Origin of the sequence: Luteimicrobium sp. NPDC057192 (assembly GCF_042670205.1) — a bacterium.
Taxonomy (GTDB): Bacteria; Actinomycetota; Actinomycetes; order Actinomycetales; family Cellulomonadaceae; genus Luteimicrobium.
Map to the genome: position 1 here is coordinate 39,197 of NZ_JBHUWD010000030.1, position 22,382 is coordinate 61,578.

Sequence of the window (22,382 nt, forward strand, 5' to 3'; positions counted from 1 at the left end):
GCTCAGGCGCCGGTCTTGACGGGGACGATGCCGGCGGGGATCTCGTCGGCGATCGCCGAGTAGAGGTAGGTGGAGAAGTCGCGGGACAGGTTGACGATGTTGTCGTCCTGGAGCCGGGCGAGCGGGGACGCGTACTCGCGGATCGCGAGGTGGTTGACGAACGCGCCACCGGCGGCGACCTGCTTGAGGTTCACGCGGACCGGGACGCCGGCGAGGACGCCGGAGATGCCGGGCGCGTTGAGCTCGCCGACGACGTTGGTGCCCGACCCGTAGACGGTCATGAGCGGGCGCCCGTCGGTTGCGGTGAGCGCGGCGAGGCTCTTGAAGTAGGTCTTGTCGACGACGAGCGCGTCGAGGTCGAGGCCGAGGTCCTCGAACTTCTCGGCGGCGTCGACGATCCCGGAGACCCAGTCGACGTACTTGGTGACGTCGGTGACGGTGACGGTGTTGTTCGCGGCGGCCTGCGCGGCGACGACGGTCGAGTAGTGGGCGCGGAACGTCGCGTTGCGGGTCTTGTTCGCGGCGATCGCGAGGGCACGCAGCGAGTGGTCGACGATCGCGACGGACGAGCGCTGGATCGACTGGAGCGACAGGCGCGTGTACCCGCCGAACGTCTCGACGGGCGCGGTCTTGGTCTCGAGCGTCACCTTGCCGAACGCGAGGTCGTCGCCCTCGGCGTCCTGCTTGTCGACCTCGACGGTGTTGGTCTTGAGCTGGGCGTACTCCAGGTTCATGCCCTCGGCCGGCAGGGCGCCGGACGAGAACAGGTCTCGGAGCGAGCTCTTCTCGTCGACGATCCGGGTGAGGTCGCCGATCCAGGCATCCTGGGACACGCTGTCGGCGACGGTGCCGCCGGCGGGGTCCCAGGCGCGGGCCTGGATGGTCTCGTACTCGGCGCGGGCCTCGTCGTCGCCGGCGGCGATCGCCTTGAGCAGCGCGCCGGGGGTGCGGAACCGGCTGACGATCTTGTCGCCGCGCTCGGCCTCGGCGGCGCGGGAGAGCATGACCTCGAACTGGCGGACGACGTCGTCGATCCGCCCGTCGAGCTGGGCGCGCAGCTCGTCGATGCTCTGCGCGGACGGCGTCTGGACGGCGTCCTGGCGCTCGGTGACGGTGGGGGGCATGGTGTTTCCCTTCGGGGTGGCGTGGCGGACCTGGTCGACGGTGGCGCCGTCGTAGGCGGGGAACGGGACGAGAGAGACCTCGCGGACGCGGATCTTGGTGCGGGTGATCGTGACGCCGTCGTCGCCCTCGGTGACGACGTGCTCGATGGGCTCGAAGCCGATCGACATGCGGTCGATGACGCCGTCGCGCAGGAGCGTGTAGGCCTCGTCGCCGCGCGGCGTCGACGAGAGCGTGCCGGTGACCTGCCAGCCGGCCTCGGTGTCCTCGAACTCGGTGATCCGGCCGATCGGCTCGTCGTGGCGCCAGAACGTGAGCGGGAGGTCGTCGGCGGCGTTGGTGACGGCGCCGGGAGCGACCTGCTCGCGGTAGTTGTCGCCCCACCAGTCGGAGATAGTGACGGGGTCGTTGAACGGGACGGCGATGCCGGTGAAGGTCCGCTCGCCGGCGGAGCTCGACGCGGCGCGAACGGCGACGTCGCGCACGCACAGGGCGCGGGTCTCAGGCACCGGTGCCGGCCGGGACGGGGCTGGAGCTGACGGGGGCATCGTCGATCCCTTCGATCGGGTCAAGGTGCTCGGTCGCCCGGACCTCGCTGCGCCGCATCCAGCCGGCGTTGATCGCGAGGGTGTAGGACTCGTAGCGGGTCTTGGTGTCGGTGCGCAGGAGCGTTTCGACGTTGAAGCGGGCCGACTGGCCGCGCGGCAGGAGCACCGTCAGGGCCTCTTCGATTTCGCGCAGGTAGCCCATGAGCGAGAACCGGACGTAGGCCAACCAGTCCTGCTCGACGTTCGAGTAGGACTGGCTGTTGCCCTCGATGACGGCGAGCATGAGCGAGGCCGGCACGCCGAACAGGCGGGCGACCTGCGTGACGTTGAACTGCTGCGACTCCAGCCACTGCGCGTCTGCGGGCTTGAGCAGGATCGGCGAGTAGGTCAGGCCGGCGCCGAGGACGCGGACGCCGCCGTCGGCGGTGTCGTTCCACATCTGCTTGTACTGCGCGCCCTGGGTTCCGGTGAGCATCTGGTCCGTGGACAGGACGCCGTTCGGGACGCCGGCGCCGCCGGGCTGGAACCAGTCGGAGGCGTAGTCGCGGACATCCTTGATGCCGGCCAGCTCGACCTGCGCGGCCTGGATCGGGCCGAGGCCGGCGACCTTGCCGGGCACGCGCAGGAGCTGGAGGTGCGACATGCGCAGCGGGCCGGTCTTGCGGTAGATGCGGCCGTCGTAGTGGTACTCGACGCTGCCGTCCTGGAGCTCGACGACGGTGACCTTGAACGGGTCGACGGGCTCCAGGTTGACGACCTGCCCGAACGACCCGAGGCGCTGGATCCAGAACGCGTTGCCCGTCGTGGCGAGGGCGACGACGCTGCGCTCGATGAACGCGGACCGCGACTCATCGATGTCGGGCTGAGCGATCAGGGTCGGGGTGTCGATGATGACGCCGCCGCGCTCGACGTCGATGGAGAGCTGAGAGGCGGCGATCGCGTGAATCTGGATCGCGCGGTAGACCGAGCTGATCGTCAGCGCGGTCGCCGGGGTGATGATCCCGGACGCGGCCCGCGACGGCGGGACGACGCCGTCAGCAGGGCCGGAGCCGTCGTCCGTCGTCGCGCGGACGAGGCCGACCGCTGCGCCGAGTCGCTGGATGAATCCCACGACTCCTATTTGGGTGAGGTAGGGGGGAATCCATCGAACACGCCGGCGCGGCGGCGGTCACTTGCCTCGGAGCTGCCGGACGACGTCCTGGTCGCCGGGGTGGGCGCGGAGCTCGTGGTGACGGGCCTGGCGCAGGGCCTCGCCCCGGTCGAGACCGGGCAGGCCGCGCCAGCCGCACGGGCACAGCGGCAGGAACGATCCTCCGCCGACGTCGACGCGTACACGCATGGCGTGACCTCCTAGAAGATCTGGATGAGCGGGCTGATCTTGGCCGCGAGCCACGCCGCGGTGACGCCGGCGACGAGCGGGTCGATCGGCCCGAGTGAGTCGCGGCGGGACAGGACGGTCACGTCGGACAGGGTCCGTTCAGCGGCGACCTCCAGGGCCGAGCGCATGGCGGGGTCGGCGTCGTGGATGAGCCAATGCCGCTCGGGCGTCGAGTCCTTGACGAGGGCCTTGAACTGACCCCACGCGGTGGCCCCGTCGCGCCCGCCCACGGTCTGCACGGGCACGCCGGCGTGCTTGAGCTGCGCGGTCACGATGCGGGCCGGCCCGCCGTCGTCGGCGCCGATGGTCGCCGCACCGTCGGTGTAGAGCTCGGTGACGTAGGGCACGAGCCAGTCGGCGCCCTCGCGGGTCTCGCGTAGGTGGAGGTTCACGACGCCGGCGTCGTCGAGCCACGCCGCCCACACCGACGCCTGCGTGCGATCGAGCGCGACGTCGTAGCCGTAGGCGACACGCTCGGGGGCCGGCGGCGCCTGCTCGGTCGCGAGCGTGTCGTAGAACTCGAGGTCGAGGATCGTCGACTCGACGCGCGTGCGGCGGTTGAGGTACATGCGCAGGAAGTTCGCGTGCGTGTTGTTCTCGGGCTTGGACTCGGTCGCGAGGTCGTCGATCGTGACGAGCCGGTCCAGGCCGGGGTGGTACTCCCACGTCGCGGGGTCGTAGGGGTCGAGCTCGTCGGCCGGGGACCACTCGAAGTAGGCCGTCGTCGAGTCGGGATCCAGTGTCGCGAGCCGGCCGGCGTCCACCAGGTCGTTCCAGTACTCCGACGTCGCGTCGCCGGCGGCGCTGATCACGTACAGCTGCCGGTCGCGGCGGGTGATCATCGCCGGCCGGATCGCGGCCATGAGCTCGTCAGCGGCCTCGCGCGAGAACGCCCAACCCTCATCGATGAGGACGAGGTCAGGCGAGTAGCCGTGGAGCGAGTCGCGGGTCGGGGCGAACGGGCTGATGTACGACCCGTTCGGGAACGTCGCGCGCTGGGAGCCCTTGCCGCGCTTGACGTCGACGAACCGCTTGAGCGGTCCGTTCTCGACGTCGGCGATCAGGTCATCCCAGCGGGCGCCGGCGTCCTTTCCGAGCTGCGCGGTGGTGAAGATCTGCGACGCGTCGCGGGTGATCGCGCGGTCGACGACGATCGGGCGCAGGAGCGTCGTCTTGCCGGCCTGGCGCGGGACGGCGACCACGACGGTCTGGTACCGGTAGCGCAGCCGGTGGCCCGGAGGGTTGAGCTCGGTCGCGACGTCGGCCACGTACTGCTGCCAGGGCAGGAGCGGGCGGCCGAGCGCGGCGGCGATCGCGGCGACCTGCCGGCCGCGCGTGCGGAGCCGGGGGTTGCGGCGCGTGTAGAAGCGGGGCGGGCGGGCGAGGCCGGTGGGGTGCGCGGTGGGCGCCGGCGCGGTGAGGGTCACGCGAGGGCCTCGCGGAACGCGGCGAACGCGGGGTCGTCGAGCGCGCCGGCGGGGACCTCGCCGCCGGGGATCGCGGGGAGCGCGTCCAGGAGCTCGTGGAGCTCGCGGACGAGCGTGGTGGTCGCGACGGACACCTTGGCCCACGCGAGCCCACGGTCGACGGCCGCTGCGGTCTCCAGGATGAGCTGCACCGTGAGCGCGTCGGCGTCGCCGAGCACGCCGGCGACCTCGCGGGCGGCGATCGCGCGTTGCGCGGCCTGCCGGATGACGCCTCCCGAGGCGCCCACGCTCAGATCGAACAGAACAGGCTGCGTCTCGGTCACGATCGGCTCCCTTCGGTGTCTTTGCTGGTCATCCCGTTTTTTTCTGGGCCAGTTCGGGGGGAAATGGAAACTGTGGGCGGGGTGTCCGGCGCCTCCCCACGGAAGAACGAGGCGGCCGAGCGGGCCGGGCGCCGGCGGAACGACGCCAGCAGCTCCGGGGTGAGCAGCCGGGCGCCACGCCGGCTGTTGCACCGGCGGTGAGCGGGCCGCAGGTTCGACAGGTGGTCGCTGCCGCCGTACTTGCGTGGCACGACGTGGTCGGCGCTCGGTCCCGAGGGGTGGCGGGGCGGGGCCGCGAGGTTGATGCGCTCCAGGCACAGGTGGCACGTCGAGCCGTAGAGCTCGATGACCTGCTTCGTGAGCGCGACCGCGCGGCGCCCGCCCCAGGTGCTCATGCCTGCGGCTGGTCTCGGATGGGCCGGCGCCACCACGGCACGTCGCCGTGGACGACGCGCGGCGGCATGGGCGGGCGCACGGCACCGACCCGACGGGCGACGTCCGCCGGCGTGACGACGGGCGTCGACGGGGGCGTCACGACGACGACCTGGTCGCCGCTGACGACGGTGGCCGGGTCGGGCGCGACGTGCTCGACCAGACGCTCGACGTGCGTCCACTGACCGGGGGCGTAGATGCCGACGGGGTCGGGCTCGCCGTCGTTGTCCATGTAGACGGTGAGCTGGCCCTCGTCGACGTCGACGGCGTCGGCCTGGTGGGTGACCTTCTCGCCGGTGCTCCAGTCGCCGGCGGGGCGGTGGACGACGTAGGTGCTCATGCTGCGGTCTCCTGACGCTTGAGGATGTTGGACACGGTCTGCGGTGAGACGCCGACCTTGGACGCCACCTGCCGGTATGACAGTCCGGTGGTGGACAGCTCGACGACGCGGGCAACGGTGGACGCCGGCGTGACGTTGGACGGGCGCCGCTTGGACGCTGGACGCTTGGACGCCTGCCGGCGCGCGTGCTCGACGACCTCGGCGCTCGGGGGCGTGCGCCTGGACACGAGGCCGGCCCGGCGTTCGGGCTCGAACTCGATGACGGGCGCCGTGGACGGCTGCGGGCTGGGCTCGGGCGTGGACGGGCGCTGGACGATGAGGTCGGCGATCGTGTGGGTCGCGAGCAGCACGGCCACGGGCGCGACGACGGACGACGGTGCCCACGAGACGCTGGACGTCCGGGGCCGGTGTCCAGCCGTGCGCTGCGTTGCCGCCCACGCTCACGGCCGTCCACAGGGCGAGGGCCGTCCAGGCCGTCCACTGCCGCTCGCCGCGAGCTCGCGCGACGAGCACGGCGAGCGTGTAGACGGCGATCGCGCCATCGATCATCACGGGCACGCACCACGAGAGCCGGCCGGGGACGTGGCCCCACGCGGCGAGCTGCACGAGGCCGGCGAACGAGAGCGCGAACGAGACGCCGGCCAGCAGCACGGCCGACGTCGTCGCGACGATGAGGACGGGCTTGGTGTCGGGGTCGATCCGGGCGGTCATGCGCTGACGGCCTTGATCGTGACAGGCGCGCCGATGCCCACGGCGTGGAGGTTGCCGGCGGCCAGGGTGAGCTGCGCCCACGCGGTCTGGACGTTCTCGGTGGCGGCCTCCAGGGCGATCCGGGTGATCGTCGAGTCCACCTGGTGCTTGGACGTGTGGAGACGCTGGAGCGCGGCGTCGGTCTGGTGCGCGAGGTCGATGATCGTGAGCTGCACGTCGCGTGCGTTCTCGATGTTGCCTGCCATCGTGGTCGTCCTCTCAGTGGGGTGTGGTCCGGCGTCGTCGCCGGGCGTTGGTGAAGTCGATGACCTTGGGCGGGTCGTCGTCTGTGAGGGTGAGGTCGTGCGCAGCGAGAGCGGCTATGTCCAGGCGCGGCTGCACCTGCGACGCCCTCCGGGCCGCTTGTTCCGTGCGTCTCGCGGAGGCGAGACGCCGGCAGAGGGCGCAAGCCGACTCGCCGGTGCGTGTCTTGCGCCAGACCTCTACGCCGTGCTCGCAGGTGATCGGTGTGCTCACTGCTCGGCCCTCCGGCAATCGGGGCAGGTGAGACGGCCGTCGCGCTTGCGCTGGCCCACCGGCCAGCCGTGGTCGCACTCGTCGCGGTTGTAGATCGCGCGTCCGGCGCGCGTCACGACGCCCCCCAGGGCGTCGGGACCTTCGATGAGCGCCCGCGCAGCGGGCTCTTGAAGGGCTTGTGTCTGTTCCGGGTCTCCTACGCGGGGAGGCGTGCCTCCGGACCCTCCCCGTAGGGGGGTGGGGTGGGCGCTCAGTTCCACATGGTGTGACCTGCGAGAACGCTTGTCGTTGCGGAGCTTCGTGCGTGTGTAGCGGGTCTTGATCGTCATGATCCGGCGCAGCGTCTCGGCCCGGTGCTGGGCAAGGCGCTCGTCGTGCCAAGGGCGGGCGGCGAAGATGAGCTCGACGAGCTTGTGCTTGACGATGCGGATCCAGCCGGGCGTGCCGTGGCGCTTGGACGCGGACTCGATGGTGATTCCGCCTCGCGTCCACTCGATGACGCCCAGGTCCTCCAGGAGGTGCAGGCACCGGGCCGTCCACTTCATCGACAGGCCGGCGCGGTCGGCGATATCCATGACGGTCGCCTTGCCGGCTGCGGAGCGGTGGGGGAGCTGCGCCACGAGGCCGTGGAGCACGCTGCGCACGCCCTGCATGGAACGGCCGTTGAGCTCGCCCCAGCCGGCGTTCGAGAGGGACGTCATGAGCGACGGGGCGCTCCAGGACGCGTTGGGCGTGGGGCGGCTCACAGGTCGACCTCCGGGCGCGGCTGCGCGACGTAGAACGGGGTGCGGCGCGGCTCGACGCCGAACCGCTCGCGGTAGACCGCGACGTAGGCCTCGCGGCGCGTCTCGGGCTTGGTCCAGGGCGTCACAGCGACTCGCCGCCCTGGAGGTAGGTCCGCTCGAACTCGGCGAACGTCATGCGGCCGTTCTTGGCCCACCACTCGCGGAGCTCGTCAGACGCCCACCGGTGCGCGCGGCGCTCGGGGCCGATGAACAGGGACCAGGCCGAGACGCCACGCTCTCGGGCCTCGTGGTTGAGCAGGTGGCCGCGCGTCGCGAGCTCGGCGCGCTCGTACTGCGCCTCGCGGTAGAGCTCGAACGCGTCGCGGACGTCGCGCCACAGCGCGATCGCGTCATCGAAGATCGCGCTCACCGGCGGGCCTCGTACCAGTGAGCCGCCACGCACAGAGCGACGACGACGCCGGCCAGGATCCAGCCGCCGGCCGTCACTCGGCGCCCCGGGTGACGTCACCGGCCGGCGCACTGACACGGCGTGCGGGAGAGTCGGCGCACGCCGTGTCAGCGGTTTCCCCTACGGTCAGCTCAGCGCCGGACGGTAGGACGTCCGGCCCAACCGAAGGAGAGTCTTCGTGGGCACCCTCAACGACATCGTCGGCGACAAGATCCCCGCCGAACTGACCGTCACCCGCCACCTGATCGACACGCTCGATGAGGGCGAGGCCCTGACGAACGAGCGGGTGACGGGCGCGCTGATCAGCGCCGTCGTGGAGCTCGAAGCGCGACTGGTCGAGCTGGAGCGCGGCCATGGCGCGGGCGAGCTCGCGGCCGAGAGCGACACGGTCAACTGACGCCAGGGGGCAGGCGCACGCCGCCATTCGCTGATCGCTCACCGGGCACCGACCACGCGGGCGGCTCCGACGAGGCGGATCACTTCCTCGCGCTCCGCCTGGATGCGCTCAATGTCGGCGCGGTCGAACAGATAGGCGCCGTTGCTCCCGGGGTACTTGAACGCCGGCGTGATGCGGCCGTCCTGGACCCATCGCACGAGCGTCGAGCGGTCGATCCCGAGCATCGAGCACGCCGTTGCGCTCGTGAGGGTCGTCTCTTCGATCGGTTCCATGCCGACAGTGTGCGCAATGCGCATCCCGTAGGTCAAGCGAAGACACGCGGAGAAGCGCACCGTCTTGTGTGGTAAGGGGACGCGTGCAATGCTCGTTGCATGAGCATTCAGCCTGAGAGTGGTGTCGTGCCGGTCTTCGACATCGCCGATCGCATGCGTAAGGCGCTGCGCGTCGCCGACGTCGGCGTGCAGGAGATGGCGGACTATCTGGAGGTCTCGCGCGGGGCCGTCGGAAACTGGATCAACGGCAAGGCCAAGCCGAGCCCTCAGTCTGTGCGCTTGTGGGCGCTCCGGACGGGCGTGCCCTACGAGTGGCTTCGGGATGGAGAAAGCCCCCGCCAGGGTGGACCTGACGGGGGCAATGGGCTCCTGCGGCTGGACTCGAACCAGCGACCGTCCGATTAACAGTCGGATGCTCTGCCAACTGAGCTACGCAGGATCGCGCGGGATAAAGCCTAGCAGCCCGGACCGGGTGCTCAGGACCACTTTCGAGCGCCCGAGGCGCGGTCCGACGCGCTCGACCGCGGACGCCAGGACGGTGCGCGCGGCTGCCGTCGGGACCGATACGGAGCCGCCGCTCATCCCTTCTGGGTGAACTGATCGGACGAGCCGCCGCTTCCCGCGCCAAATGCACACACCGGTGCTAGTTTCCGAAGCGTCGTGAGGTGGACGCCACGTCACGACCCGGACATCTTCGCCCGCCCGAGGAGGCACCCATGAGCTTCTGGAACTACTTCTGGCTCGTCGTCGAGATCTTCTTCTTCTTCGCGTACCTGGTCGTGTTGTTCATGATCATCACGGACCTCTTCCGCGACCACAAGCTCTCGGGCTGGTGGAAGGCGCTGTGGGTGATCTGCCTGATCATCTTCCCGCTGATCACAGCGCTCGTGTACGTGATCGCGCGGGGCAACGGGATGACGCAGCGCCAGATCGCGACCCAGCAGCAGGCCAAGGCCGCGACCGACAGCTACATCCGCAACGTCGCCGGCGCGTCGCCCGCCGACCAGATCGCGACCGCGAAGCAGCTCCTCGACACGGGGGCCATCGACCAGGCGGAGTTCGACAAGCTCAAGGCTGCCGCGCTCGCCTGAGCGCGCCACCACCGGGGAGGCGACATGTTCGAGTACTGGATCCGGGACCTCACCGGGGACCATCGCGACACGCTCGTGCGGGCCGAGTACGACGACGACGCGGTCGCCGCGATCAAGGGCCACCTCAGGTCCGGGGAGATCGGACCCTTCCGCGGCGAGATCTCGCTCGTCCGTTCGGACGGCGAGATCATCGAGACGTGGGACGGCCCCGACCAGGTGTTCTACCTGGAGGAGAAGGGCACGCCCGGCGCCTGACCGCCGTCCGCAGCACGAGGAGCCCTCACCCTGGGGGTGCGGGCTCCTCGCCGTCTCAGGGGCGGCGCTCCATGCAGACCAGCCTCGGGCGGTCCGGCTCCCAGGACTCGACCGGGGCGAAGCCGCGCCGGGCGTAGGCGCGGATCGCGTCCGCCCGCCAGTCCCACACCGAGAGCCGGACGGGGCCGCGCGCGAGGCCGATCGCGGCGTCCAGGAGCGCTCCGCCGGCTCCCGCCCGGCGGTGCGCCGGGTCCACCCAGAACCGCTTGAGCTCGACCGCACCCTCGGGGCGTGGCTTCACCACGACGACGCCTACCGCGCTCCCGACGGGACCCGCCAGGAGGACCTGCGCGTCGTCGAACGCCTTCGCCGGGGCGTGCACCTCGACGAGGTGGCGGGGCTGCAGCGGCGCGTCCGGGCCGGGGCCGTCGGGACCGAGGTGCTCGTGCTTCTCCCGCTCGGTGCGCCTGAGGTAGTCCTCGAGGAGGCGTGCGACGTCGTCCGCGTCGTCGGGCAGTCGGGCGTCGCGGACGAGCACGGTGGGGGACGCGGGCGTCATCGAGTCCTCGAGGAACGGCGCGCTTCGGCACGCGGGAGTAGGGCAGGTGGGGCTTGAACCCACGACCGACGGATTATGAGTCCGCTGCTCTGACCGGCTGAGCTACTGCCCCGCGACGACAGCGTACCGGCCCGCCCCAGGTCCCCGGACGGGGACCTGCGACGGGCCGGTAGGCGTGTCGGACGTGCGACGTCAGGCCGGGGAGACCTCGTCGACGCCAGGGAGGGTGCGCGTGGTCGCCAGGCGGCGGTACCAGTGCGCGGAGTCCTTCCAGGTGCGCTCGAGCGTGTCGTAGTCGACGCGGATGATCCCGAACCGCTTGGAGTACCCGTAGCTCCACTCGAAGTTGTCGAGCAGCGACCACGCGAAGTACCCGCCCACGTCGGCGCCCCCGTCGATCGCCTTGCCGACGGCCTCGACGTGGTCGTGGAGGTACGCCACGCGCTCGGGGTCGTGCACGGCGCCGTCGGGGGAGACGACGTCGTCGAACGCGGCGCCGTTCTCGGTGACCATGAGCGGCTGCTCCGGGTAGGTGGCGTGCAGCGAGAGCAGCAGGTCGGTCATGCCCTGCGGCTCGATGTTCCAGCCCATCGCGGTGTAGGGGCCGGGCTGCTGGAGGAACTCGACGTCGGTGACACCGACCCACGGGGTCGCGGCGGACTCCGCGTGGCCGTCGTTCTGCTCGGGCGCCCCCTCGCCGGCGAAGTGCCGGACGCGCGCGGTCGAGTAGTAGTTGACGCCGAGGACGTCGAGCGGCTGCCGGGTGATCGCGAGGTCGCCGTCCTCGACGAACGACCAGTCGGTCACGTGCGCGGTGTCCTCGAGGAGGTCGGCGGGGTAGGCGCCGTCGAGGAGCGGACCGAGGAACGCGCGGTTGGCAAGCGCGTCGATCTTGCGGACGGCGTCCGCGTCCTCGGCGCTGTCCGTGTCGGGGCGCACGACGTGCAGGTTGAGCGTGACGGACGTGCGCGCGTCGTCGCCCAGGACGTCGCGGATGGCCTGGACGGCGAGACCGTGCGCCAGGTTGAGGTGGTGGACGGCGCGCAGCGCGCCCTCGCCCTCCGTGCGGCCCGGCGCGTGGACGCCCGACGCGTACCCGAGGTACGCCGAGCACCAGGGCTCGTTGAGCGTCGTCCAGGTGTCGACGCGGGCGCCGAGCTCCTGGGCCATCCGCCGTGCGTACTCGGCGAACGCGTACGCGGTGGCGCGGTTGGTCCAGCCGCCGGCGTCCTCGAGCTCCTGCGGGAGGTCCCAGTGGTAGAGCGTCACGACGGGCTTCACCCCGGCCTCGCGCAGCGCGTCGACGAGGCGCGAGTAGAACGCGATGCCTGCCTCGTTGAACTCGCCCGAGCCACCCGGCTGGACGCGCGGCCAGGAGATCGACAGCCGGTAGGCGTCGAGCCCGAGGTCGCGGATGTGCTGCACGTCCTCGGCCCAGCGGTGGTAGTGGTCGTCGGCGACGTCGCCCGTGTCGCCGTCGAGCACCTTGCCCGGGGTCCGGGAGAAGGTGTCCCAGATGGACGGGCCGCGGCCGTCCTCGTCCGCGGCGCCCTCGATCTGGTAGGCGGCTGTCGCGGAGCCCCAGACGAAGTCGTCGGGGAACCGTCGTGGCGTGGTCATGCTTCTCCTCGGGTGCTGGTGCGGGGCCGGCCTGCGGGCCGGCGGGTGCTCCGGTGCGCTGCGTTCATCGTGCCAGATCCGCGGCAGCGATCCGGCCCTCGGCGGTGCCCGCCTCGAAGCGGACCACCTGGTCGCCCGAGCGCAGGGCCCAGGCGCGGTCCGAGGTGGTCGTCACGACCACCTCGTCCCCGGTGCGGCGGACGTGGAACTCGGCGTCGGCCGCACCCACCCCGGCGTCCGACGCCGGGACGACGACCGTGGAGTCGTGGCCGTCCGCGAGCTGGACCAGGTGCAGCGTGACGCCGTCGGCCCAGTCGTAGTCGGTGGTGCCGGTCTCGGCGCCGAGCGGGAGGACCGTGTCGGGGCGGACGAGCAGGGGCAGCGAGTCGAAGCCGTGCTGCTGCCTGACCCAGCGCGGCCCGGTGACCGTCGAACCGTCGAGCAGCGACGTCCACGTGCCCTCGGGGACGTACACGTCGACGTCGCCCTCCCCGCTGAAGACCGGCGCCACGAGCAGCGACGGGCCCAGCAGGTACTGCGTGTCGACGTCCCAGCCGCCGCGGTCCTCGGGGAGCTCGAGCACCATCGGCCGCATGAGCGGAGTCCCGTGCGCGACGACGTCGCGGGCCGCGGCACCGAGGTACGGCAGGAGCGAGAGCTTGAGCTTCGTGAAGCGGCGGGTGACGTCGACGGCCTCGTCGTCGAACGCCCACGGCACGCGGACCGAGCCCGAGCCGTGCAGGCGCGAGTGCGACGACAGGAGTCCGAACGCCAACCAGCGCTTGAAGACGGCGGGGTCGGGGTCGCCCTCGAAGCCGCCGATGTCGTGGCTCCAGTAGCCGAAGCCGGACATGGCGAGCGAGAGGCCGCCACGCAGCGTCTCGGCCATCGACACGAACGTCGAGTCGTTGTCGCCGCCCCAGTGCACGGGGAACTGCTGGCCGCCCGCGGTCGCCGACCGCGCGAACAGCGCAGCCTGACCCGTGCCGCGCTTGCGCTCGAGGAGCTCGAACACCGTCTGGTTGTAGAGGTGCGTGTAGTAGTTCCGCATCCTTTGCGGGTCCGAGCCGTCGTGCCAGACCACGCCGTCGACGGGGATCCGCTCGCCGAAGTCGGTCTTGAAGCAGTCGACGCCCATGTCGAGGAGGCCCTCGAGCTTGCTCGCGTACCAGGCCGCCGCGGCCGGGTTGGTGAAGTCCACGACCCCCATGCCGGCCTGCCACAGGTCCCACTGCCAGACGCCGCCGTCCGTGGTCCGCAGCAGGTAGCCCTTCTCGGCTGCCTCGGCGAACAGCGGGGACTTCTGGCCGATGTAGGAGTTGATCCACACGCAGATGCGCAGGCCCTTGTCCTTGTAGCGCTCGAGCATGCCTTCCGGGTCGGGGAAGGTCCGGGGGTCCCACTCGAAGTCGCACCACTGGTACTCGCGCATCCAGAAGCAGTCGAAGTGGAACACCGAGAGCGGGATGTCGCGCTCGGCCATGCCGTCGACGAACGACGTCACGGTCTGCTCGTCGTAGCTCGTCGTGAAGGACGTCGAGAGCCACAGGCCGTACGACCACGCCGGCACCTGCGGGGGGCGGCCCGTGAGCGCCGTGTAGCGCTCGAGGACGTCCTTGGGGGTCGGCCCGTCGATCACGTAGTACTCGAGGTGCTCGCCGGCGACCGAGAACTGCGTCCGCTCGACCATCTCCGACGCGACCTCGAACGACACGAGCTCGGGGTGCGCGACGAAGACGCCGTACCCGCCGCTCGTGACGTAGAACGGGACGTTCTTGTACGCCTGCTCGCTCGACGTGCCGCCGTCCGCGTTCCAGATGTCGACGGTCTGGCCGTTCTTCACGAACGGCCCGAACCGCTCGCCCATGCCGTAGACCTTCTCGCCGACGCCGAGCGCGAGCTGCTCGTGGACGAACGAGCCCTCAGGAGTCGTCGCGACCCCGGCGCCCTTGGGCAGGCTCGACGTCAGGACCTTGCCGCGCGACTCGAAGTCGACCCGCCACGGGCCCGTGCGGTGCACCCGGACGGACAGGTCGCCGGTCGTGAGGACGGCGGCGTCGTTGTCGAGGTGCGTGGTGACGTCGACGGGGGACCGGTGGACCGTGTACGCGGGGTGCCGCGGGCGGGTGCCGGCCCAGTGCTCGATGCGCACCTTGACGACGCCCTCGGCGGGGCTCGAGTACGTGAGCGTCACGAGGGGCGCGTTGAGGGTGTCGCCCCGGCCGCGCACGCGCTTCGTCGTGGCCCAGACCGTCAGGGTGCCTGCCTCGGGGTCGGCGCGGACGTCGTCGACCTCGACCGGGTGCAGGACCTCGACGCCGGGGCGCAGCTGCCAGTAGCCGTCGGTGAACTTCATGGTGGGGTGGTGCTCCTCGTGAGGGTGAGCGTGCGGACGGGAAGGGCGGGGCCGGGCCTACTTGACGGCGCCGGCGGTGATCCCCCGCGTGAGGGTCCGCTGGAAGAACAGGAAGAACAGCAGCGTCGGGATCAGCGAGACGAGCGTCCCGGCGTTGAGCGTCGGCACGTCGAGCATGCGGTCACCCTGCAGCGACGCGAGCGCGATCGGGACGGTCTGGGTGTCGTTCGTCGTGAGCATGACGAGCGGGATGAAGAACTCGTTCCACGTCCAGATGAAGAAGAAGATCAGCAGCACCGAGAGCGTGGGACGCACCACCGGGAACACGACGCGCCACAGGATCTGCCACCGGTTCGCGCCGTCGAGCGACGCCGCCTCGAGGAGCGCCCGCGGGAACGTCCCGAGGACCGACGAGAGCAGGTAGGTGCCGAACGCGGCCTGGATGACCGTGAAGATGAGGACGATGGACCAGCCCGAGTTGTTGAGGCCGATGTTCTGCATCATGCGGAACAGGGGGTAGACGAGAACCTCCTGCGGCAGCATGTTGGCGAGCAGGAAGATGCCCACGATCCACAGGCGGCCCTTGACGCGGCCGATCCCGATGGCGAACGCCGAGAGCAGGGACAGGGCGACGCCGAAGATCGCGACGAGCCCGGACGTCCAGATCGAGTTCCAGAGCTTGACGGGGAAGTCGACGCGGTCCCAGAAGACCTTGAGCCCGTGCGTGTAGAACTCGGTCGGCCACGACAGCGGGCCGTTGGCCGAGTAGTCGTCGGGCGACTTGAAGGCGTTGAGCAGCATGATGACGAACGGCGAGATCATCAGCAGCCCGACGATCACGGCGAGCACGATCAGCACCCACCGCAGCGGCCCCCGGTGGAACCGGTCACGCTTGCGGTCGGTGCCGGTCCCCGCGGCTCCGGCGCCGGTGGTCGAGGTGCCCGGCAGGGTCTCGGTGACGGTGGCCATCAGGCACCCCTCTCTTCCTTGCGCGCGCTGCGGTTCTGGAGCAGCTGGATGACCGACGCGACGACGATGATGATGACCGTCAGGACGGTCGCCACGGCTGCGCCGTAGCCGACCTTCGACTTGTCGAAGAAGTTCAGGTACGAGTAGTACGACGGCACGAGGGTCGAGCCCTCGGGGCCGCCCCGGGTCAGGACGTAGATCGGACCGAAGACCTTGAGGGCAGCGATGGTGCAGGTCAGCGTGATGACGAACGTCTCGGGTTTGATCTGCGGCATCGTGATCGCGCGGAACCGCGCCCACCAGTTGGCGCCGTCGAGCTCCGCGGCCTCGTACAGCTCCGGGTCGACGCGCTGGAGCGCGGACATGAAGATCACGGTCGGGTAGCCGATCTGGATCCAGATCAGCACGAGCATGACCGACGGCAGGGCCGTCGACGGGTTGCCCAGCCAGTCCGGCGGGTTGTGCACCCCGACCGTCTTGAGGATCTCGTTGAGGGCGCCCGTCTGCGCGTTGAGGATCCAGTTCCACAGGATGCCGGCGACGGCGACGGGAAGGATCTGCGGCAGGTAGTACGTGGCGCGCAGGACGCTCGCGACGCGGCCGTTGAAGTGCTTGCCGATGTAGTCGAAGAGCAGCGACGCGAGCAGCAGGCCGATCACGGTCGGCACGACGACCATCGCGACGATCATCCAGACCGAGTTCTGGAACGACTGCCAGAACTGGTCGTCGTGCATGAGGTCGGCGTAGTTGTCGAGGCCGACCCAGGTCATCTTGGTGATGCCGCCGCGCCACTTGTGCAGCGAGTACCAGATGTTGAGGACGAACGGGATCCCGATGATCGCGACGAACGCCGCGAGGCCGGGGATCAGGTAGAGCCAGTACGTCGACGGCACCCAGCGCCGTCGACCGGAGCCGCGCCGGGCGGCGCGTCGCGCCGTGGTCGGCGCCGTGGAGTCCTGCGGGGGCAGGGTGGCGGGTGCGGAAGACATCGGTTCTCTCTCTTCGGACGGCGGGGGCCGGCGGGCGGGCCCAGGCGCTCGGGGGGAGCGCCCGGGCCCGGGCGTGTCAGCCGTTGAGGAGGTCGTCCTTGCCGGACTCGTACTGCTTCTGGAGCTGGGTCAGGACGTCGTCGGTCGACTTCGAGCCGTTCACGACGGACTGGAGGGCGCTGACGATCTGGTCGTAGAAGCCGGCGACGGGCCAGTCGGGGTAGAACGCGAGGGCATCGTCGGACACGAGCTTCTGGAACTGCTCGGTGAAGGTCTTGGTCTTCGCGTCGGTGATGGTCGAGGCGTCACCCGCGATCGGGAGGCCGCCCTTCTGACCGAGGATGTTCTGGACCTCGTCGCTCAGGGTGATGTCGATGAAGTCCTCGGCCAGGCCCTTGTTCTTGGCGTTCTGCGGGACGACCCAGAGGTTGCCGGACGAGCCGAGCGCGAAGTTCGAGCCGGGGAACTGGAACTGGCCCCAGTCGAACTTGGCCTCGTTCACGAGACGCCCGAACCACCAGGAGCCCGAGACCATGATCGGGTACTTGCCCGAGATGAACGACGTGCCCATGTCCTCGGCGGTCAGGCCGGCCGAGTTCTTGGCGATGTAGCCCTTCTTGGTCCAGTCGCTGATCGTGTCGGTGGCGGACGTGAGCTGCTCACCGTGCCAGTCGACGTCGTTCTTGAAGAGCTGGTAGTCGTCGATCCACGAGCGGTCGGCCTTGGTCAGCGCGAGCTGGTACCAGAGCTGCCCGAGCGGGTACTCGGCGCCGGCCGGGTTGAGCGGCGTCACGCCCGCGGCCTTGAACTTCGCCAGGGCGGCCGTGAACTCGTCGAGCGTCGTGGGGACGGCGACGCCGTACTTCTTGAACATGGCGGCGTTGTAGTAGACCGTCACGTACTCGCCGTAGTTCGGGACGCCGTACCAGTCGCCCGACCCCATGAGGCCGTTCTCGTCGTACTGGGCGGTCGTCGCGATCGAGCCCGTGACCTTCTTGTCCCAGCCGCGGTCCTTCGCGACGTCGGTGAGCGGCGTGAGCAGGCCCTGCGAGGCGAGCTGGCCGGCCGTCGCGTTGCCCTTGTTGTACTCCATGACGTCGGGGACGTCGTCGCCGGTCAGGATGATCTTGGCGTTCTTCTGGATCTGCTCGAACGTCTGCGACTCGGTCTTGACGGTGACGCCCGGGTGCTTCTGCTTGAAGATCTCGATGGCCTTGGCCCAGGCCTGGCCCATCGCGGAGTCGTCCGACTCGTAGTCCCAGATGGTCAGCGTCTTGCCGTCGGCGTTGGCGGTGGCGTCGTCCGAGCCGCCGCCGCTGTCGCCGCCGGAGCAGGCGGCCAGGGTCAGGGGCAGGGCCAGGGCGGCGACGAGTGCGCCGGCCGTGATCTTGCGCTTCACGGTGTGTCCTTCCGTTGGTGCGTCGATGCAGCGATGCGTCGGTTGCGGTGCGTCGTTGCGGGTTCGCGGGTGTCCGCTGGTGGTGGGGACGGGGTGATGGTGCTGGAGCCGGGCGGGCGACCGCGGCTCAGCGTCTCGGTGCTGGCCCCGTGGACGCCCCGGGGGACAGCACGCAGGTGACGAGGCGGGGCGCCTCGCGGTACGTGGTGCCTTCGAGGGCGGCGAGGAGCTCCTCGACCGAACGGCGCCCGAGCTCGTGCCCGGGGGCTCGCATGGTGGTCAGCGGCGGGTTGTACATCGCGCCGACCTCGGGTGACGTCACGACGGCGAGCACCGAGACGTCGTCGGGGACACGCAGGCGGCGGTCACGCAGCGCCTGCGTCACGCCGAACGTCGCGGTCTCGTTCATGGTGACGAACGCCGTGGTGTCGGGGCGTTCGTCGAGGATCGCGCTCGTGGCGAGCCGGCCGGCGAGCGGCGACTCGTCGCTCGTGACGTCCGTCGCCTGGATGCCGCGCGCGGAGGCGGCCGCCAGGAACGCGTCCCGTGCGCGCACGGTCGGGCCGTAGCCCGTGTCGAGCGAGTGCTGGGAGTGGTTCACGAAGGCGACCGTCGTGTGGCCGAGGTCGGCCAGGTGGTCGACGGCGTCCGTGAGGGTGCGCTCGAAGTCGATGTCGACCCAGGAGCGGCCGTCGAGCTCCTCGGTACGGCCGATCATCGTGAACGGCACCTGCGAGGCGAGCAGCGCGTCGATGCGCTCGTCCTGCAGGGAGACCTCCATCACGAGGACGCCGTCCGCGAGGCCCTGCCGGACGAGGTCGCGGACCTCGCCGTGCTCCTCGCGGTCGAACGGCCAGATGACGAGGTGGTAGCCCGCGTCGCGTGCGGTCTGGGACGCGGACTGCGCGAACTCGCCGAGCGTGCCGGACAGGCCTCCCGCGACGGTCGGCAGGACGAGGGCGAGCACGTGGCTGCGGCGTGCGGCGAGGCTCCGGGCGGCGGCGTTCCGCTCGAACCCGAGCTCCTCGATCGCCGCCATGACCCGCGCGCGGGTCTCCTTGCCGATGGGGCGTGCGCCGCTCAGGGCGTAGGACACGGTCGAGAGGGAGACGCCCGCGTGGCGGGCGACGTCCTGCATGGTGGCCATGCATCCTCCTCGTCGAGTCCGGTCGATGTCGAAGCGCTTCGTCGAAGCGCTTCGATGGTTTAGGAGTATTCATCGAACAAACGTCGGCGTCAAGTCCGGGCGACGCGTCGTGCCCGAGTCGTGACCTCCGGACCGCCCCCGGCTCGTGAAACAATGCGGGCCATGGCCATGCGCGAGATCCGTACGCTTCCGGACCCCGTCCTGCGCACCCCGTGCGCCGAGATCACCGACATCGACGACGGCGTCCGCGCGCTCGTGGAGGATCTCCTCGAGACGGTCGACGACGAAGGGCGCGCGGGCCTCGCGGCCAACCAGATCGGGGTCAGCCTCCGGGCCTTCTCGTGGAACATCGACGACGAGATCGGCTACGTCCTCAACCCGCGCATCGTCGAGCTCTCGGAGGACGAGTACCAGGACGGCGACGAGGGCTGCCTCTCCGTCCCCGGCCTCTGGTTCCCGACCCGACGGGCCTGGTACGCGCGCGTCGAGGGCATCGACCTCGACGGCAAGAAGGTCGTCGTCGAGGGCACCGAGCTCATGGGCCGCTGCCTCCAGCACGAGACCGACCACCTCGACGGGATGCTGTACCTCGACCGCCTCGACCGTGCCGTCCGCAAGAAGGCGATGCGCGCGCTGCGCGAGCAGCTCTGATCCGTGCGTTTCCTGCTCGCGCGCAGGGGCGCCGTCGGGCACAATGGGCGCAGAACGCCGTGCACGGGCCCAGACCCGTTGCCGTGACGCAGTCCAGGCGAGGCCGTTGGGGAAGGCGAACCTCGACCCTGGGAGGACGACATGGCAGGTGCCATCACCCGCGGTGTACTTTTCGTGCACTCAGCGCCGCGCGCCCTGTGCCCCCACCTGGAGTGGGCGGCCAGCGACGTCCTCGGCGGCCGCGTGGCCCTCGACTGGATCGAGCAGCCCGCCGGCCCCGGCCTCCTGCGCGCCGAGCACTCGTGGCAGGGACCCCAGGGAACCGGCGCGCGGTTGGCGTCCGCGTTCCGCGGCTGGGCCGGTCTGCGCTACGAGGTCACCGAGGAACCCAGCGCCGGTGCCGACGGCGCCCGCTGGTCGCACACGCCGTCGCTCGGCATCTTCCACGCCGTGACCGACGCGCACGGCAACGTCGTCGTTCCCGAGGACCGGCTCCGCGCCGCGCTCGTCGACAACCACGACCACCGGGCCCTCCGCGACGCCCTCGACCTGGCCCTGGGCCAGGCCTGGGACGACGAGCTGGAGCCGTTCCGGTACGCGGGGGCGGGCGCCCCGGTGCGCTGGCTGCACCGCGTGGGCTGAGCTCTGCTCGGTGGCCGGGGCGGGGTGGTTGCGTCCGGTCGGCGGGGCGGGGTTGTCGCGCGCGGTCTTCCATCCGCCTCGCTCGTTCCTCGCTCGGCTTCCCGCCCACCCAGCCACGACCGCGCGCGACAACCCCGCCCCGCCGCCCTCGACCGTCGTCTCACCTCTCCCTGAGTCCGGCGCCCCGCTCAGCTCGCCGCTCGGCGCTGCCGCGCTCGGGGTGCGCCGCGACCGGTTCCGGCTGTCTCCGCTCTGAGGGCGCTCCGAAGACCCGCGGGACTGGGCTTCCGTTCCGCCCGGCGTCGTCGAGCTGACGCGGATCGTCGTCTCTTGCGGCGTCGGGCGACGATCCGCGTGAGTTCGACGTGGCACCGACGCCGAAAGCTTCCGGCGCGCCGACGCGGCATGGTCCTTGCGTCGAGGGCCGGCGGCGCCTGACGGCCCGCCACGTTCCCGGGTCAGCAGGAGGAGGAACCGCTGCGAGGGGCCCCGACGCGCACGCGCGAGCCGCGCTACGAGGGTGACCGGGCGGGCCTTTGTCGCGCCGTCGTGGACGGGTCTGGCGGGAGCCGAGCGAGGAACGAGCGAGGCGGATGGTAGACGGCGCACCAACACCCGCGGGGTCGCCCGGAAGGCGACCCCGCGGGTGTGTACGACGCGGGATCTCAGACGTTCGTCACGACGAGCGCAACGTTGTGGCCCCCGAAACCGAACGAGTTGTTCACTGCGGCGATGTCGCCCGCCGGGAGGTCGGCGGCGGTGCCCCGGACGAGCGGCACGTCCAGCTCCGGGTCGGGGTTGTCGACGTTGATGGTCGGCGGAGCCTTGCGGTCGGCGACGGCCTTCACGGTGAACAGCGTCTCGAGGGCGCCGGCGCCGCCGAGCAGGTGCCCGGTCATGGACTTGGTCGCCGAGAGCGCGATGTGGTCGGCCTCGGACGCGAACAGGTGCCGGATGGCGCGGGCCTCGATCATGTCGCCGACCTTGGTCGAGGTGGCGTGCGCGTTGACGTGGACGACGTCGCGGGCGGTGACCCCGGCGTCGTCGAGCGCGGCACGCATGGCGCGGATCTGACCCCGGCCCTCGGGCTCGGGGGACGTGATGTGGTAAGCGTCGGCGGACAGCCCGACGCCGGCGAGCTTCGCGTAGACGCGGGCGCCGCGGGCGGCGGCGTGCTCGGCGGACTCGAGGATGACGATCGCAGCGCCTTCGCCGATGACGAAGCCGTCGCGGTCGACGTCGTAGGGCCGGGAGGCGGCCGCGGGGTCGTCGTTGCGCAGAGAGAGCGTGCGGGACGCGGCGAACGACGCGATGGGCATCGGGTGGATGACGGCCTCGGTGCCGCCGGCGATGACGACGTCGGCGCGCCCGGTGCGGATCATCTCGATCCCGTACCCGATGGCCTCGGCGCCCGACGCGCAGGCGGACACGAGCGCGTGCGCACCGGCCTGGGCGTTGAAGTCGAGGGAGATGTACGCCGTGGGGGAGTTCGGCATGAGCATGGGGACCGTGGTGGGGAGCATGCGCCGGGCGCCGCGCTCCCGCAGGGTGTCCCACGCGGTCAGGGTGGTGATGATCCCGCCGATCCCCGAGGACACGACGGACCCGAGCCGCTCGGGCTCGACCTCGGGGCTGCCGGCGTCGGCCCACGCCTCGCGCGCCGACGCGAGCGCGTACTGGGCGGAGGGGTCCATGCGCTTCGTCTCGGGCCGGGTGAGCCGTTCCTCGACGTCACCGAGGACGGTCGCCGCGAAGTTCACGGGGATGCCGTAGGTCTCGGCCCAGTCGTTGTCGAGGGTGCGGGCACCGGAGGTCCCGGCGAGGGCGGCCTGCCAGGTGCTGGGCGCGTCGACGCCGAGCGAGGTGAAGGCGCCGAGGCCGGTGACGACGACATCGGTTCGGGGGGTCATCGGGTCTCCTAGGTGTCGCGGTCCGGGACACGTCGCGGCGGGCGCGCGGTACGCGCCCCCCGCGCCGGGGGTGGGGCGGGTGCGCCCCGAGGTGCGTCGCGTCAGGCCGGGGCCATCGCGCAGTACGAGGCGGG

27 protein-coding genes, 2 tRNA genes and 1 pseudogene are annotated in these 22,382 nt (G+C 71.0%); 6 read left to right on the top strand and 24 right to left on the bottom strand.

Translation table 11 applies throughout. The annotated features are described in order from the left end of the window. Positions 1–2: 2 nt before the first annotated feature. The 13 genes and pseudogenes from ACFT5B_RS14190 to ACFT5B_RS14250 all read right to left on the bottom strand — a co-directional run bounded on the left by ACFT5B_RS14190 (position 3) and on the right by ACFT5B_RS14250 (position 7,952). Complete coding sequence (locus tag ACFT5B_RS14190; protein ID WP_386799283.1) at positions 3–1,631, bottom strand: HK97 family phage prohead protease; 1,629 nt, start codon at positions 1,629–1,631, stop codon at positions 3–5. Further along, a complete protein-coding gene (locus tag ACFT5B_RS14195) occupies positions 1,624–2,781 on the bottom strand; it encodes a phage portal protein (protein ID WP_386799285.1) in 1,158 nt (385 codons plus the stop codon). The genes ACFT5B_RS14190 and ACFT5B_RS14195 overlap by 8 nt, the downstream gene beginning before the upstream one ends. A 57-nt stretch (positions 2,782–2,838) precedes the next feature. Then, positions 2,839–3,009, bottom strand: coding sequence for a hypothetical protein (locus ACFT5B_RS14200; protein WP_386799287.1), 171 nt, complete (start codon positions 3,007–3,009; stop codon positions 2,839–2,841). Between the two features lie 11 nt (positions 3,010–3,020). Beyond that, the gene (locus ACFT5B_RS14205) at positions 3,021–4,475 is read right to left on the bottom strand and encodes a terminase large subunit domain-containing protein (protein ID WP_386799289.1); all 1,455 of its coding nucleotides are present in this window, start codon (positions 4,473–4,475) and stop codon (positions 3,021–3,023) included. Beyond that, complete coding sequence (locus tag ACFT5B_RS14210) at positions 4,472–4,798, bottom strand: hypothetical protein (RefSeq protein WP_386799291.1); 327 nt, start codon at positions 4,796–4,798, stop codon at positions 4,472–4,474. Before ACFT5B_RS14210 ends, ACFT5B_RS14205 begins: the two co-directional genes overlap by 4 nt. Continuing rightward, positions 4,795–5,193: an HNH endonuclease gene (locus ACFT5B_RS14215; protein ID WP_386799293.1), complete on the bottom strand. Its 399-nt coding sequence runs from the start codon at positions 5,191–5,193 to the stop codon at positions 4,795–4,797. Before ACFT5B_RS14215 ends, ACFT5B_RS14210 begins: the two co-directional genes overlap by 4 nt. Continuing rightward, positions 5,190–5,570, bottom strand: coding sequence for a hypothetical protein (locus ACFT5B_RS14220; RefSeq protein WP_386799337.1), 381 nt, complete (start codon positions 5,568–5,570; stop codon positions 5,190–5,192). The genes ACFT5B_RS14215 and ACFT5B_RS14220 overlap by 4 nt, the downstream gene beginning before the upstream one ends. After that, positions 5,567–5,926 (bottom strand): helix-turn-helix domain-containing protein, encoded by a 360-nt coding sequence (locus ACFT5B_RS14225; protein ID WP_386799295.1) that lies wholly within the window; start codon positions 5,924–5,926, stop codon positions 5,567–5,569. The genes ACFT5B_RS14220 and ACFT5B_RS14225 overlap by 4 nt, the downstream gene beginning before the upstream one ends. A gap of 46 nt (positions 5,927–5,972) precedes the next feature. Beyond that, positions 5,973–6,281 (bottom strand): annotated as a pseudogene (locus tag ACFT5B_RS14230) (DUF2637 domain-containing protein); the annotation flags it as partial. Further along, positions 6,278–6,526: a hypothetical protein gene (locus ACFT5B_RS14235; protein WP_386799297.1), complete on the bottom strand. Its 249-nt coding sequence runs from the start codon at positions 6,524–6,526 to the stop codon at positions 6,278–6,280. The pseudogene ACFT5B_RS14230 and the gene ACFT5B_RS14235, both read right to left, overlap by 4 nt. A gap of 267 nt (positions 6,527–6,793) precedes the next feature. Continuing rightward, the gene (locus ACFT5B_RS14240; RefSeq protein ID WP_386799299.1) at positions 6,794–7,543 is read right to left on the bottom strand and encodes a hypothetical protein; all 750 of its coding nucleotides are present in this window, start codon (positions 7,541–7,543) and stop codon (positions 6,794–6,796) included. Further along, positions 7,540–7,668, bottom strand: coding sequence for a hypothetical protein (locus ACFT5B_RS14245; RefSeq protein WP_386799300.1), 129 nt, complete (start codon positions 7,666–7,668; stop codon positions 7,540–7,542). The genes ACFT5B_RS14240 and ACFT5B_RS14245 overlap by 4 nt, the downstream gene beginning before the upstream one ends. Continuing rightward, positions 7,665–7,952, bottom strand: coding sequence for a hypothetical protein (locus ACFT5B_RS14250; protein ID WP_386799302.1), 288 nt, complete (start codon positions 7,950–7,952; stop codon positions 7,665–7,667). Before ACFT5B_RS14250 ends, ACFT5B_RS14245 begins: the two co-directional genes overlap by 4 nt. 217 nt (positions 7,953–8,169) lie before the next feature. On the opposite strand from ACFT5B_RS14250, the gene ACFT5B_RS14255 reads away from it, so the two are divergent. Continuing rightward, positions 8,170–8,388 (top strand): hypothetical protein, encoded by a 219-nt coding sequence (locus ACFT5B_RS14255; protein ID WP_386799304.1) that lies wholly within the window; start codon positions 8,170–8,172, stop codon positions 8,386–8,388. Positions 8,389–8,426: 38 nt separating this feature from the next. On the opposite strand, the gene ACFT5B_RS14260 is transcribed toward ACFT5B_RS14255, so the two are convergent. Then, positions 8,427–8,660 (bottom strand): helix-turn-helix domain-containing protein, encoded by a 234-nt coding sequence (locus ACFT5B_RS14260; RefSeq protein WP_386799306.1) that lies wholly within the window; start codon positions 8,658–8,660, stop codon positions 8,427–8,429. A gap of 153 nt (positions 8,661–8,813) precedes the next feature. Between ACFT5B_RS14260 and ACFT5B_RS14265 the strand changes: the two genes are divergently transcribed. Further along, positions 8,814–9,065, top strand: a complete 252-nt coding sequence (locus ACFT5B_RS14265) for a helix-turn-helix domain-containing protein (protein WP_386799335.1) — start codon at positions 8,814–8,816, stop codon at positions 9,063–9,065. On the opposite strand, the gene ACFT5B_RS14270 is transcribed toward ACFT5B_RS14265, so the two are convergent. Further along, a tRNA-Asn gene (locus ACFT5B_RS14270) sits at positions 9,027–9,099 on the bottom strand. The genes ACFT5B_RS14265 and ACFT5B_RS14270 overlap by 39 nt on opposite strands. 277 nt (positions 9,100–9,376) lie before the next feature. Here ACFT5B_RS14270 and ACFT5B_RS14275 point away from each other — a divergent pair. After that, positions 9,377–9,751 (top strand): hypothetical protein, encoded by a 375-nt coding sequence (locus ACFT5B_RS14275; RefSeq protein WP_386799311.1) that lies wholly within the window; start codon positions 9,377–9,379, stop codon positions 9,749–9,751. A 24-nt stretch (positions 9,752–9,775) separates the two neighbouring features. Then, the gene (locus ACFT5B_RS14280) at positions 9,776–10,006 is read left to right on the top strand and encodes a hypothetical protein (protein ID WP_386799312.1); all 231 of its coding nucleotides are present in this window, start codon (positions 9,776–9,778) and stop codon (positions 10,004–10,006) included. A gap of 55 nt (positions 10,007–10,061) precedes the next feature. Here ACFT5B_RS14280 and ACFT5B_RS14285 read toward each other — a convergent pair whose 3' ends face one another. The 8 genes from ACFT5B_RS14285 to ACFT5B_RS14320 all read right to left on the bottom strand — a co-directional run bounded on the left by ACFT5B_RS14285 (position 10,062) and on the right by ACFT5B_RS14320 (position 19,045). Then, positions 10,062–10,565, bottom strand: a complete 504-nt coding sequence (locus tag ACFT5B_RS14285) for a GNAT family N-acetyltransferase (RefSeq protein ID WP_386799314.1) — start codon at positions 10,563–10,565, stop codon at positions 10,062–10,064. Between the two features lie 38 nt (positions 10,566–10,603). Continuing rightward, positions 10,604–10,677, bottom strand: a tRNA-Ile gene (locus tag ACFT5B_RS14290). An 80-nt stretch (positions 10,678–10,757) separates the two neighbouring features. After that, a complete protein-coding gene (locus ACFT5B_RS14295) occupies positions 10,758–12,185 on the bottom strand; it encodes a GH1 family beta-glucosidase (protein ID WP_386799316.1) in 1,428 nt (475 codons plus the stop codon). 64 nt (positions 12,186–12,249) lie between these two features. Further along, a complete protein-coding gene (gene yicI / locus ACFT5B_RS14300) occupies positions 12,250–14,541 on the bottom strand; it encodes an alpha-xylosidase (protein ID WP_386799318.1) in 2,292 nt (763 codons plus the stop codon). A 57-nt stretch (positions 14,542–14,598) separates the two neighbouring features. Then, positions 14,599–15,510, bottom strand: a complete 912-nt coding sequence (locus ACFT5B_RS14305; RefSeq protein WP_386799320.1) for a carbohydrate ABC transporter permease — start codon at positions 15,508–15,510, stop codon at positions 14,599–14,601. Then, positions 15,510–16,499, bottom strand: coding sequence for a carbohydrate ABC transporter permease (locus tag ACFT5B_RS14310; protein WP_386799322.1), 990 nt, complete (start codon positions 16,497–16,499; stop codon positions 15,510–15,512). Before ACFT5B_RS14310 ends, ACFT5B_RS14305 begins: the two co-directional genes overlap by 1 nt. Before the next feature lie 76 nt (positions 16,500–16,575). Then, positions 16,576–17,898: an ABC transporter substrate-binding protein gene (locus tag ACFT5B_RS14315; RefSeq protein ID WP_386799324.1), complete on the bottom strand. Its 1,323-nt coding sequence runs from the start codon at positions 17,896–17,898 to the stop codon at positions 16,576–16,578. Positions 17,899–18,025: 127 nt separating this feature from the next. Further along, on the bottom strand, positions 18,026–19,045 hold the full coding sequence (locus ACFT5B_RS14320; RefSeq protein WP_386799326.1) for a LacI family DNA-binding transcriptional regulator: 1,020 nt from the start codon (positions 19,043–19,045) through the stop codon (positions 18,026–18,028). Between the two features lie 162 nt (positions 19,046–19,207). Between ACFT5B_RS14320 and def the strand changes: the two genes are divergently transcribed. Further along, complete coding sequence (def, locus tag ACFT5B_RS14325) at positions 19,208–19,696, top strand: peptide deformylase (RefSeq protein ID WP_036949716.1); 489 nt, start codon at positions 19,208–19,210, stop codon at positions 19,694–19,696. 141 nt (positions 19,697–19,837) lie between these two features. Continuing rightward, complete coding sequence (locus ACFT5B_RS14330; RefSeq protein WP_386799329.1) at positions 19,838–20,338, top strand: DUF3145 domain-containing protein; 501 nt, start codon at positions 19,838–19,840, stop codon at positions 20,336–20,338. A gap of 665 nt (positions 20,339–21,003) precedes the next feature. On the opposite strand, the gene ACFT5B_RS14335 is transcribed toward ACFT5B_RS14330, so the two are convergent. Next, on the bottom strand, positions 21,004–22,248 hold the full coding sequence (locus ACFT5B_RS14335) for a beta-ketoacyl-[acyl-carrier-protein] synthase family protein (protein ID WP_386799331.1): 1,245 nt from the start codon (positions 22,246–22,248) through the stop codon (positions 21,004–21,006). Between the last annotated feature and the right edge of the window lie 134 nt (positions 22,249–22,382).